Annotated in this window: 13 protein-coding genes; 8 read left to right on the top strand and 5 right to left on the bottom strand. The window is 34.3% G+C overall.

Annotated elements, in window-relative coordinates; translation table 11 throughout:
- Positions 1-259 precede the first annotated feature (259 nt).
- Complete coding sequence (locus tag ABID42_RS08920; RefSeq protein ID WP_367283362.1) at positions 260-1,051, top strand: sterol desaturase family protein; 792 nt, start codon at positions 260-262, stop codon at positions 1,049-1,051.
- A 129-nt stretch (positions 1,052-1,180) separates the two neighbouring features.
- Here ABID42_RS08920 and lolA1 read toward each other — a convergent pair whose 3' ends face one another.
- Positions 1,181-1,816 (bottom strand): outer membrane lipoprotein periplasmic chaperone LolA1, encoded by a 636-nt coding sequence (lolA1, locus tag ABID42_RS08925; protein ID WP_323260045.1) that lies wholly within the window; start codon positions 1,814-1,816, stop codon positions 1,181-1,183.
- A 256-nt stretch (positions 1,817-2,072) separates the two neighbouring features.
- On the opposite strand from lolA1, the gene ABID42_RS08930 reads away from it, so the two are divergent.
- The 3 genes from ABID42_RS08930 to ABID42_RS08940 are packed head-to-tail and all read left to right on the top strand — an operon-like array spanning position 2,073 to position 5,566.
- Positions 2,073-4,517: a putative glycosyltransferase family protein gene (locus ABID42_RS08930; protein WP_367283363.1), complete on the top strand. Its 2,445-nt coding sequence runs from the start codon at positions 2,073-2,075 to the stop codon at positions 4,515-4,517.
- A gap of 56 nt (positions 4,518-4,573) precedes the next feature.
- Entirely contained in the window at positions 4,574-5,377 is an 804-nt protein-coding gene (locus ABID42_RS08935) for an inositol monophosphatase family protein (protein WP_367283364.1), read from the top strand.
- Between the two features lie 18 nt (positions 5,378-5,395).
- Positions 5,396-5,566, top strand: coding sequence for a FeoB-associated Cys-rich membrane protein (locus ABID42_RS08940; protein ID WP_367283365.1), 171 nt, complete (start codon positions 5,396-5,398; stop codon positions 5,564-5,566).
- Positions 5,567-5,637: 71 nt separating this feature from the next.
- Here the strand turns inward: ABID42_RS08940 and ABID42_RS08945 are convergent, their stop codons facing one another.
- On the bottom strand, positions 5,638-6,069 hold the full coding sequence (locus ABID42_RS08945) for an FKBP-type peptidyl-prolyl cis-trans isomerase (protein WP_323260037.1): 432 nt from the start codon (positions 6,067-6,069) through the stop codon (positions 5,638-5,640).
- 218 nt (positions 6,070-6,287) lie between these two features.
- Here ABID42_RS08945 and ABID42_RS08950 point away from each other — a divergent pair, with 218 nt between their 5' ends.
- Genes ABID42_RS08950 through ABID42_RS08965 form a run of 4 tightly spaced genes read left to right on the top strand, consistent with a single transcriptional unit; the run spans position 6,288 to position 8,944 of the window.
- Positions 6,288-6,530 (top strand): CBU_0592 family membrane protein, encoded by a 243-nt coding sequence (locus ABID42_RS08950; protein ID WP_367283366.1) that lies wholly within the window; start codon positions 6,288-6,290, stop codon positions 6,528-6,530.
- Positions 6,527-7,192, top strand: a complete 666-nt coding sequence (locus tag ABID42_RS08955) for a cyclase family protein (RefSeq protein ID WP_367283367.1) — start codon at positions 6,527-6,529, stop codon at positions 7,190-7,192. The genes ABID42_RS08950 and ABID42_RS08955 overlap by 4 nt, the downstream gene beginning before the upstream one ends.
- Before the next feature lie 6 nt (positions 7,193-7,198).
- On the top strand, positions 7,199-8,377 hold the full coding sequence (locus ABID42_RS08960) for an MFS transporter (RefSeq protein ID WP_367283368.1): 1,179 nt from the start codon (positions 7,199-7,201) through the stop codon (positions 8,375-8,377).
- A 3-nt stretch (positions 8,378-8,380) separates the two neighbouring features.
- Positions 8,381-8,944 carry a DNA-3-methyladenine glycosylase gene (locus ABID42_RS08965; protein ID WP_367283369.1) on the top strand — a complete coding sequence of 188 codons (564 nt, stop codon included), beginning with the start codon at positions 8,381-8,383 and terminating at the stop codon, positions 8,942-8,944.
- 3 nt (positions 8,945-8,947) lie between these two features.
- Here ABID42_RS08965 and ABID42_RS08970 read toward each other — a convergent pair whose 3' ends face one another.
- From ABID42_RS08970 to ABID42_RS08980, 3 genes are all read right to left on the bottom strand, one after another.
- Positions 8,948-9,841, bottom strand: a complete 894-nt coding sequence (locus ABID42_RS08970; RefSeq protein WP_367283370.1) for an EamA/RhaT family transporter — start codon at positions 9,839-9,841, stop codon at positions 8,948-8,950.
- 161 nt (positions 9,842-10,002) lie between these two features.
- Positions 10,003-11,067, bottom strand: coding sequence for a ferrochelatase (hemH, locus tag ABID42_RS08975; RefSeq protein WP_367283371.1), 1,065 nt, complete (start codon positions 11,065-11,067; stop codon positions 10,003-10,005).
- A 138-nt stretch (positions 11,068-11,205) separates the two neighbouring features.
- Entirely contained in the window at positions 11,206-12,342 is a 1,137-nt protein-coding gene (locus ABID42_RS08980; protein ID WP_367283372.1) for a DUF4249 domain-containing protein, read from the bottom strand.
- Positions 12,343-12,378 lie beyond the last annotated feature (36 nt).

The raw sequence follows: 12,378 nt of genomic DNA on the forward strand, positions 1-12,378 counted from the left end.
TTATTCAAAAAATATCAACCCAAATCAAACTATATTACAATTTTAAGTACTTTAACTTTCACAAAACTCAGGGCAACCTATTTTAGGCAATGACACTAAAGGATAAAAAGCTTAAAGATTTTTCAAAACATTTGTTGGTTCAGTAAAGTTGAAAGTAAGTAGAACAAGTGAAACAAACGATGAAACTATACCATTAAAGCATTAAAAACCAATGCTTTAAATCCAAAATTCATCATTCACAATTCATAACTCTTACTGTATGATACCAAACGTATTTAATTTCGACTTTACTGAACCGATTGTTTTTTTCTGGCTGTGCATTGTCATATTTGTCATTGTTATTTTTCGCTACTTTTTATTAGCAAGTATTTTCCATGTTTACTTTTATCTCTGGAAACCTGAAAAATGGCAAATTAGAAAACTCAACAAAAAACAATATCCGCCAAAACAATTTCGAAAAGAAATGTTTTGGTCATTAATCACATCTTTGATTTTTTCAATTATCGGAGCATTTTCAGCAGTACTCTGGCAAAAAGGATTTACTGCTATCTATCTTGACATCAACGCCTATCCACTCATTTGGTTTCCAATAAGTATTTTGCTTTCAATGTTTATTCATGAAACCTATTATTATTGGTTACATCGTTGGATGCACCAACCGAAGATTTACAAAATTGTACATTATGTGCATCATGAAAGTAAAATCACTTCTGCTTGGACAGCCTTTTCTTTTCATCCTATAGAAGGTATTTTAGAAGCCTTGATTATGCCCGCCATTGTGATTTTTCTACCGATGCACATTTACGCCATTGTGATTCATCTCACGATTATGACGATTACGGCTGCCATTAACCATTTAGATATAGAAATTTATCCAAGAAATTTGTTCGGAAATTTATTAGGGAAATATATGATTGGAGCTACACATCACAGCCATCATCACAAGTATTATCGTTATAATTACGGACTATACTTTACTTTTTGGGATAAATTAGGCAAAACCGAAAGCCCAAATTTCACGAAGGAATTTGAAGAAAGGGAAGAAATGTAAACAAAAATAGTGAAGGGTTAAATTTGAGATAATTATCTGCTCAAATTTAACCCTTCACTATTTGCTAGAGAAACAAGATGAAGATCTCAGTCTTTTATCTTGTTTCTTATGTCTTTTTTCTCTACAAACCTATCTTAAATCATTCACCTCAACGCCCGGAAATTTACTTTTATCAAATACAAAGTATTTATCATCTACAGGAACGTTAGGTACAAAATTGCTTACTTTAAAAGTTTGACGCTTGCCGCTTTTATCAGTAACAGTCCAGCTTTTTACAGATTTATCTTTTTTGTTCAATTTAATTTTTACTTTCGAAACTTGCGTACCTTTTTTCTCAGGTGAAAGTTCAATTACTTCATAAGACTCTCCACCTTCTTTTACTTCTTGAATAAACACATAACGAAATCCTTTTTTATCAAATGAATAAATTTTTGAAGGATTCAAATCATTATCAGACGGTTCATAGTCAGAAATATTCACTTCATTTGTTTCTTTGATATAAGTAGAAACTTCTTTGCCGTTATTATAAATCTCCTGTCCACTCGTTTTTAAACGATATTTCTGTCCTTTTACCGTAATATTTCCTTGTAATACTTGTGTTGAGCCATCAGCACCATACGAAAATGAAGCACTAAATGCTTTCATTGATTTGTACTTTTTCTGCATTGCATCGATAATCACTCCAGCCTTTGAATCTTGAGCTTTTACCCCTACTACATTCATTATTAGGCAAATGGCAAGTAAAAAAATGTTTTTGTTCATCATTTTGTAATATATTTTATTTTGCTTTCGTTTGGACAAAACAAGTAAGGTTTGGTTTAACACAACCATAATAAAAACACAAAGGTGCTTAAAAAGTTCATAATTTCCATGAATCCAAGTATTGATTTAATGATTTAACAACCTTATTTTTTAATACTATCGAATTTAAAGCGGTGTACGTCGCTTTCATGCAAAATTTCAAATTAGAAACTTTATCTTTGCATACAAGGTAATCTAAGTCCAAATCTTAAGAAAAAATATGCAGTTTTCATTCAAGAAATTCCTCCCACATTTGTATGCAGTAATTGCTTTAGTTGTGCTTGCAGGAATTTACGCCTCTCCAGCCTTACAAGGCAAAAAATTAAAGCAACACGACATTACGATGTCTTTGGCTTCTTCTCATGAATCTACCGAATTTACAAAAGCAACTGGCATTGTGCCTTGGTGGACAAACTCGATGTTTGGCGGTATGCCTGCTTATATGATTCACGGAGCTTACCCAAACAGTATTGGTTCTACCGTTGGCGGTGAAATTATGGGATTTTTACCCTCACCAATCAACGTTATTTTCTTAGAAATGCTCGGAATGTACATACTCTTAATTGTACTGGGAGCAAATATTTGGCAATCAATCATTGGTGCCATTGGTTATGCCTTCTGTACACTCAATATGGTGATACTTCCAGCAGGGCATACTTCTAAAGCCATTGCCTTGGCTTATGCACCAATGGTTGCCGCTGGTGCTGTTTTGTGTTTTAGAGGCAAATATTTACTGGGTGGCGCATTAACAGCTCTTTTTATGAGCTTAGAAATCTATGCCAACCACGTACAAATTACTTATTACTTTGGTTTGATGCTATTTGGCTATGTAATTGTAGAAATTATTAACCATGTAAAATCTGGCAAAATCAAATCTTTGGTTTTTGCGCTGTTGGCATTGGGGCTTGGTTCATTCGTTGGTGTTGCTAACCACACTATGAGGCTTTGGAATAATTATGAATACTCTAAAGAAACCATTCGTGGTAAATCTGAATTAACGACTAATACACAATCTAAAGGTGGTTTAGACCGTGACTACGCTTTCAGTTATAGCTACGGAATCGGTGAAACAGGTACTTTATTGATTCCTAATTTTTATGGCGGAACAATGGGTGGAAGTTTAGGTGGTAAAAAATCTGAAACTTTAAAAGCAATGGTAAATGCAGGTATTCCTGAAGAAAATGCCTTGCCATACACCGAAAGAGGCCCTGCTTATTGGGGCGACCAACCTGCCGTTGGTGGACCAGTTTACGCTGGTGCTATCATTTGTTTCCTTTTCGTTTTAGGAGCATTTTTAGTAAGAGGTTCACTAAAATGGTGGCTGGTTAGTACAGCAGTATTTTTTACAATGCTAGCTTGGGGTAAAAATTTCCCTATTTTAAATTACCCAATGTTCGATTACTTCCCAATGTTTAATAAATTCAGAGCAATCACGATGATATTTTCGCTTACTCAATTGGCGATGGTAATATTAGGCGTATTGACTTTGAAACAGATTAGCGATAATAAACCAACATTTGAAGAACTTAAAAAACCTTTAATATACAGTTTGGCATTCACTGCTGGCTTGTGTGTTATTTTTGCACTGGTTCCAAGTTTGTTTTTCAATTTCAAATCTGTGAATGATGAAGCGATGCAAATTACGGGTGATAAAGGTGTGGATGCTCAGATTTTAAGAGCAATTGTACTTGACCGTGAATCGTTGATGCGTTCTGATGCTTTTCGTTCTTTAGCATTTATTTTATTAGCTGCTGGGCTACTTTGGGCTTGGGTTACTGGTAAAATTAAAGAATCATTATTCTATCCAGTTTTGATATTACTTATCTTGATTGACTTATTCGGAGCTGATAAACGCTATTTCAACAATGATAATTTCGTTTCAAAATCAGAATACGAAGAAATATTTACACCAACTGCTGCCGATGAGCAAATTTTGAAAGATAAGAGTATTTATAGAGTATTCGATGCTGCAGCAGCAGGTGGTTTCAGTAGCGATGCTACTGCTTCATATTATCATCAGTCAATTGGTGGTTATCACGGAGCAAAATTGCGTCGTTACTCAGAGATTATTGAAAACCAAATTGCAAAAAACAATATGCAGGTTTTAAATATGTTGAATACGAAATATTTTATTATTCCAAATCAGCAAACGGGTCAGCCAGTTGCACAACAAAACCCAGAAGCTTGTGGAAATGCTTGGTTTGTAAACTCATTTAAAATAGTAGCGAATGCAGATGAAGAAATGAAATCTTTAGACAAGTTTGACCCTAAAGGCATTGCATTTATCGACAAACGTTTCGCTGACCAAGTAGCTAATTTAAAAATTCAACCTGACAGTATTTCAAATAAAATTGCATTGACTTCTTACAAGCCAAACGCTTTGACTTACCAATCAGACACTAAAACAGACCAATTAGCTATTTTCTCTGAAATATTTTATAGAGGAAATCAAGATTGGAAAGCTTATGTAGATGGACAATACAAACCACATTTAAGAGCAAACTATATCTTGAGAGCAATGGTTATTCCAGCTGGAAAACATAAGATTGAATTCAAATTTGAACCAGAATCAGTAAGTAAAGGAAACAAAGTTGACCTTATTATGTCTGTAATTTTGGTGGGAGTATTAGGATTAGCCATCTTTTTTGAAGTAAAGAAAAAATAGCTTTTGGATTTCGGGTATCGGAATTCAGATTTTATATACATATTAATTATCACATTTTGAATTTAGAAAATTTAACCTCAGAAGTAAGCAAATTAGCTCGTCAGACGGGAGAATTTGTTAGAAAAGCAGCCTCAGAGTTCAGTAAAGACAGTATTGAATATAAAGGCTTGAATGATTTGGTTTCGTATGTTGATAAACAAACTGAGGAACTTTTAGTAGCTGGACTTTCTAAAATACTTCCTGAAGCTGGATTTATTGCCGAAGAAGGAACAGCTGAACAAGCTGAAAATCATGACTTAGCTTGGATTATCGACCCAGTTGATGGTACAACTAATTATATTCATGGAGTACCCGTTTTTGCGATTTCAATTGCTTTAATCAAAGAAAGTAAAATTGTATTGGGCGTTGTCTATGAAATCAATAGAGATGAGTGTTTCTTTGCTTGGCTTGGTGGAGGAGCCTATTTGAATGGTAGTCCAATAAAAGTATCGTCAGCCAAAACTTTAGGTGAAAGCTTAATCGCAACTGGTTTTCCATATTATGACTTTGAGTTAATGGAAAATTACATCGGCATTTTAAAAGAATTAATGCAAAAATCTCATGGTTTACGTCGTTTTGGTGCGGCAGCTGTAGATTTAGTTTATACAGCTTGTGGACGATTTGATGGATTTTTTGAGTACAATTTAAAACCTTGGGATGTAGCCGCTGGTACTTTAATTGTGCAAGAAGCAGGTGGATTTGTAAAAGACTTCAAAGGTGGAGATGATTTCGTATTCGGACGTGAACTAATTGCAGGTTGTGCAATGTTTCCAGAATTAGAGGAAGTGATTGTTCGTAATTGGAATATCACAAAGTCTTAAATTAAAATAAAGACTGTCATGGAAAATATCATCATTGCCATCATATTTTTATCTGCTGTAGCTTATTTAGGCAATATCGTTTTAAAAAACTTTAGCTTAAAAAATAAAGCAGGTTGTTCAAAAGGCTGTGGCTCTTGTGGAGCAATTGATTTTGATAAAATTGCGGCTGAGATGGAAAGTAAAAACTAGCAGCATTCGCATAAAAAAAACCTCTAAGGAAAATTCCTTAGAGGTTTTTTTTATGCGAATGAAAAACGAAATTAACCAATCGCTACTAATTCAATATCAAAAATCAAATCTTTTCCAGCTAAAGGATGGTTCGCATCTAAAGTAATCGTTGTTTCAGTTACTTCTGTTACGGTTACTGGCATTACTTGACCAGAACCATCTTGGTGCATATTTAATTGCATTCCTACTTCATAAGGAATATCCGCAGGAATTTCTGCTTTAGGAAATACTGCTAAATAATCAGGATTCACTGGTCCATAAGCTTCTTCAGCAGGGATATGAACAGTCTTTTTCTCACCAATAATCATTCCGGCAATGCCATCATCAAAACCTTTGATAACCATTCCAGTACCTAATTCAAACTCTAAAGTTTCACGTCCTGCCGAACTATCAAATACAGTTCCGTCCGTTAATCTTCCTGTGTAATGGACGTTTACTTTATCGCCCGCCTTTGCTTGTGCCATTTTATCAATTATTTTTAAAAATTTCGGTAAAGGTCGTAATTTTTATGGAAAAACTGGACTTTGTTCAAACGAAATATTAACAATCAAGTAAAGATATAAAGCTAACTTGGTCAAATAAATAGCAAAGTATTTTAAAAAATTTATTTGTGATAGACATTATAATTCAGCCAATCGCTCAATTGCTGAAATCAATGTATCTTTGTTAAAAGCATAATTGAATGTATTTACTCTTTGTTGAAATTATCGGTTGGATTGGCTCAGTGCTTATCGTTGGAGCATTTGCTTTAAATGCTTTGAATAAGATTTCATCCACCTCTATCAATTACCAATTAGCCAACCTATTTGGCGGGATTTGTTTTATCGTCAATACGCTAGAACATAAAGCATACCCTTCCGTTTTTGTAAACGTTGTGTGGGTCGTAATTGCAGTTACTGCCATTTTAAAAGCTAGAAAAATATGAAATTCATTGATTTAAGTCATGTTATTGAAGAAGGAGTTGTTACTTATAAGGGACTCCCCGCTCCTGTTATTTGTGATTTTTGGACACGTGAAGAATCCAAACAATGGTATGAAGAAGGTACTTCGTTTCAAATGGGAAAAATCGAAATGGTTTCTAACACTGGAACATATTTAGATACGCCTTTTCATCGCTATGAAGATGGAAAAGATTTATCAGAAATCCTGATTGAACAAACTGCTATGTTGGATGCCGTTTTAGTAAGTATTTCTTATAAAGAGCAGCTAAGTATTGATAAATCATATTTTGAAGGATTAGACTTGAAAGGTAAAGCTTTACTCGTTCATACAAGTTGGGATGAAAATTGGAAAAGTGATGCCTATTACTCAGGAAACCCCTTTTTAACTGCCGATGCTGCTGAATATTTAGTTTCGCAAGGAGTAAAATTAGTTGGTATTGATTCTCATAATATTGATGATGTTTCAGGAAAATCCAGACCAGTTCATACGATTTTGTTGAAAAATGAAATATTAATTGTAGAACATTTATGCAATTTGAATGAAATTCCTGTGAATACTCCATTCAAATTTTCAGCAACTCCACCGAAAGTAAAAGGCATGGGAACTTTCCCTGTGAGAGCTTATGCGGTGATTGAAAACCTTTAATTCTCCTTGAAACCAAGATATTTACTACCAGTTGTTATTTTTGCTCAATTTGCGGGTACTTCTTTATGGTTTGCACTCAATGCAGTTCTGAAAGATTTACAAATATTATATCCAAACTCATCCAACTTTCTGGGAAATATGACCTCCGCAGTTCAGTTTGGTTTTGTAGTTGGCACAGCTATTTATTCAATTTTCACGCTGAGTGATAGATTTTCACCTGTAAAAGTATTTGTCATTTCAACACTCATCGCTGCAGTTTTCAACCTTTTAATTGTTTGGATTAAGCTTGATATTAAAACACTTTTAATCATCCGCTTTTTAGTTGGTTTTTTCTTGGCTGGAGTTTATCCTGTCGGCATGAAAATCATGGCAGATTGGTATGAAAAAGGCTTGGGCAGAGCTTTAGGTTATTTAGTGGGTGCTTTAGTTTTGGGTACTTCTTTTCCACATTTTATCGCTTATTTTTCCTTAAAGATTCATTGGGAATCTGTTATTATTGCCACTTCTGTCATCGCTTCAATGGGTGCTTTGATGATGTTTTTATTGATTAAAGATGGACCATTTCGGAAAAAAGCTGGTAAATTCAACCCTAAAAGTATTGTAACATCCTTTAAAAATCCTTCGTTTAGAACATTCTCATTGGGCTATTTCGGACACATGTTTGAAGTATATACTTTTTGGGCTTATGTACCAATCATGATTCAACAATACAATCAGCATGCTAATTTTCACTTCAATACTTCTTTGTGGGCATTCTTAATTATTGCTTCTGGGCTTATAGCTTGTGTACTTACGGGAGAATTTTCTGCTAAATTTGGAAGTGCAAAATTGGCATTTTTGTGTTTATCACTTTCTTTAATATGCTGTCTTCTTTCTATTAGTTTTTCTCAAGTCAATCCTTTTGTATTCATTACAATCATGTTGATTTGGGGAATGAGTGTAGCTGGCGACTCCCCACAATTCTCAACCTTAATTTCACAAAATACTAATCCTGAATATCGAGCTTCGTCAATCACAATCGTAAATTGTATTGGTTTTGCCGTCACGATAATTAGTTTACAAATTTTACAATTCGCAAGCCAATACATCCCAAGTAATTATATTTATTTGATACTAAGTTTCGGTCCAGCTATCGGTTTGACAAGTACTTTTAATCGTACTTTTCTGGTTAAAAACAATGCTTAATATATGGATTTATTAACATCAGACACACTAACTATCGCCAAAAACCTGTTGGGTTATCGTTTGGTTCATGAAAGTGATGAAGGAATTACTGCTGGAATCATTGTAGAAACAGAAGCTTATTTACAAGACGATCCTGCCTGTCATGCTTATCGAAAAAAGAGTGCTAGAAATGCGCCAATGTTTGGCGCAGCAGGAACAATTTATGTGTATCAAATCTATGGAATGCACTTTTGTGTAAACATTGCGACCAATCAAAAAGATATTGGTGAAGCCGTTTTGATAAGAGCTTTAGAACCAATTGAAGGAATTGACTTGATGGAGAAAAGACGTAAAAGTAATGTTTTGAAAAATCTGTGTTCTGGTCCGGGGAAATTAGTACAAGCAATGGGTATTCATAAAGGAATGAACGATTGGCATATTTTAGAAGGTAACTTAAAAATACTTCCTCCACTTTCAGATTATTCCCAAACGTCAGTCGTAACTACCACTCGAATTGGTATTACACAAGGAGCAGAATTACCTTATCGGTTTTACTTCAAAGGAAATTCGTTTATTAGTAAGAAGTGATTGTTAAAACAATCCTTGATACGAAATCAAACCAATGGCCATTACAGCTAAGATTAAACCTATTTTATTAAGTAAGGTAAATTTCTCTTGAAAGAAAATAAAGGCAACCAATGCCGAACCCACAATTACGCCAATGTTATAAATCGGTAAAACGAAAGCTCCATTATTTTGATAAGCATCAAGGGCTTTCAGCAAATAATAGAAAGATAAAAAATTAGGAATGCCTAATGGAACAGCCGCTACCAAACTTTTAAGTACCAATTTTTCTTTTCCTTGCATTATTCTAATTCCCAAAACGATTCCTCCAATCAAAACAGAACCCACTAAAATGGTCAACGTAAAAGGAATTGTCGTTCCTGATGCCGTTACGTACTTGGCATTCAAGTAATTAAAAGTTGTATTCGTAATGCCGTACATTACAAATACTGCAATTGGTAATAGCCAATCTATATTTTCTTTTTTGTTACTGCTATCACTTTCGCTCTTTTTAAAAGTACTCAGCACTACAGCTACGATGGCTAATATTAATCCTAAATAATTTAAAGTATCAAAACTGCTACTCATTTTCAAAACAACTAAACTGAAAATGACTGGAACTACCAACGACATATTGTTTGCCAAAGAGGTCATCGCCATGCCAATACGTTGCGTAGAAATACCTGAAAGCATAAAAGTAATAACGAAACCTACGCCCAAAAGCATCGCTAAAAGTGTTGAGGTTTCAGATAAGTCTAAACTAAAATGCTGATTTTCTGGCAAAAATAATAAACCAGTAATGATACAAACAGGATAATTGAGAATGATAGTCTGAAAAGTATTGACGCCAAATCGTGGATGTAGTCGAAAATTGATTAACAATAAAACCGAGAAGATGATACTGAGTAATAAATCTATCATATCGAAGAATGGTTAAATGCTCTTAAAGTTGATGAGTTCTTAGTTCTAATTATTCAAATTTAAGCATTGTAATATTATGTTTAAACAAATACTCCCGAATTCAGGGATGAAAACTATCATTTCCTAAATTCGGGAATACAAATTATTCAAATAAACTACTATTAAGCTTTTTTAACCAAGTCTTCTAATAAATCAACCCACATCGGTGAGTTATTTAAGCTTTCTACTAATTGCCAATGTTGTCCGCCAAATTCTTCAAACATTTCACGGTACTCTTCACCGATTTCGATAGTTGTTTCTAAACAATCGGCTACAAAAGCTGGTGAGAAAACTAAAATTTTCTTTTTGCCCTGCGCTGCCAATTCTTTAATCACAACATCAGTATAAGGCTGAACCCAAGGGTCACTTCCTAATCTTGACTGAAAAGTAGTCGTATAAGTACCTTCTTTCAAGCCCAATTCTTTTACTAATAATCGAGTTGTTTCATGACATTGCGCTCTGTAACAATGTTGATTCATCGAGTGAATAGTATCGCAACATGAACCAAACTTACAAGTATTTCCAGTGCAATCTCCTTTGGTAATTTGGCGCTGTGGTAGACCATGATAACTAAACATGAAGTAATCATAATCTTGTTTAGCCATATAATTACGAGCCGCCGTTGCGAAGTATTCTATAAATTTAGGATGATCGTAAAAAGTATTAACAAAACTTATTTCAGGAATAATCTGCCATTCTTTTACAATGCACATGGTTTTTTCATAGACCGAACCTGTACTTGCAGAAGCATATTGTGGAAAAAACGGTACTACAATAATTTTCTTATAGCCCGATTTTTTAAATAATTCTAATCCAGCATCCATACTTGGACTTTGATAACGCATTGCCAACTTCACATCATAGTCTTCGCCCAATTGTGCTTGCAACATTTTCTCAATGTCTTCCCCGTAAAACTTCAATGGCGAGCCTCTTTCTGTCCAAAGTTCTTTATATACTTTAGCCGATTTAGGTGCTCTGAATGGCGCAATGATAAGATTCACCAACATCCATCTAAAAGCATAAGGAATATCGATTACTCTTCCATCCATTAAAAATTCACGTAAATATTTACGGACATCTGGCGTATTTGGCGAATCTGGAGTACCCAAATTAACAATTAATACGCCTGTTTTAAGTTTCGTTGCTACTGGTTTTTCAGATAACACTTGTGGTTCTTGTACTTGCATTGTAATAATTTATGTTTCTATTATTTACGCAAAAAATCGCTAAAGAGATTGTTTAAAGACAACATTCAAAGTGCAAATTTGTTTGATTTTAATGTTTCTACCGCTTTTTTGTGAATTTTATTTTAAGAAACATCTAGTTTAATCCTTCCAACCTACTGGTTTGGAAGGTGTTCTGTATAAATTATCTAAACACTCTACGAACTCATTACATACTCTTGTACCTGCTGGACATGAATATACTTCTCCTTGAAGTTTCACATAGGCTGGTCGTTCTCCTTCTGGAATTCCAACAGAGCGGTCGATATAAAACACTTTTTTTCTTACTGAATGTACATCAAAAACGCCAAGGATTTTTTCACTAGGATTGGTTACAGATTTAATATTATAGCTAAAACGTGTTTCGGCAGGAACATCAAACAATGTCCCGTTATTTTGTGTCTGTGCAACAAGTCCTTGATAATAATTATAAACACTTTTAGTAATAGAACGCTGTTCAAATTGAAGATAATAAGGTGTTGTATCATCAAAAGGTACTCTCGCTACTTGTTTGCCAGTTATTCTTTGTCCATTTAAGTATGAATCAGAAAAAATGTTAAGTGCCGTTGAAAAAGTAATATCCCAACAGGTTCTATCGCATTTATAATTCAGCGTCACATCGGTAGGTTGTGGCGGGAACATGCAAGTTTTTTTAGCAAAATCATAATATCCATTGGTGCATGTTTCACAAATAAAAGCTTTTTGGTAATGTTTCCAGAACCATTGGTAATTATCTCCAAGATTGGGTGAATCCTGAAAATCTACATAAATATTAAAACCTCCACGACGAGCATCACCTTTTACATAATTATCCATTATTTCAAATTTTGTAATCAGGTTTTCAATTTCAGGTACTGGTCGCATGGTTTCGGGCGAAGAAACATACTTTTTACCATCGCTGGTTTCAATCGTTAGCTTGTAAGTACCACCTACTCTTCCTGCAAATGTTTCAGAAGTTTGATAATTGCCCGTTCCTTTTGGGTCAGTTAAGTTTTCTATTAAGCCTTTTTCGTCTGTAAAATATACTTTAGCTTTCAATATTGGCTGAAAACTTCCTCCTGTAAGTTTGTTGGACGACATATACAATTTCACTTTATGCAAACCGGGTTGGTCTGATAAAGTGGCTTCAACCGAGAAAAAACTGTTAGTTGATACTTGTTCAAAATCAGTGATTGGTGTGATGCACGAAATCACCAAAGCACATATTAATAAGGTTAATATCGGAAATCTAGTTTTCATGATAAATCTATTTTCAGCCTTTCTGATGGAAAGGAA

Origin of the sequence: Arcicella rosea, assembly GCF_040543805.1 — a bacterium.
Taxonomy (GTDB): Bacteria; Bacteroidota; Bacteroidia; order Cytophagales; family Spirosomataceae; genus Arcicella; species Arcicella rosea.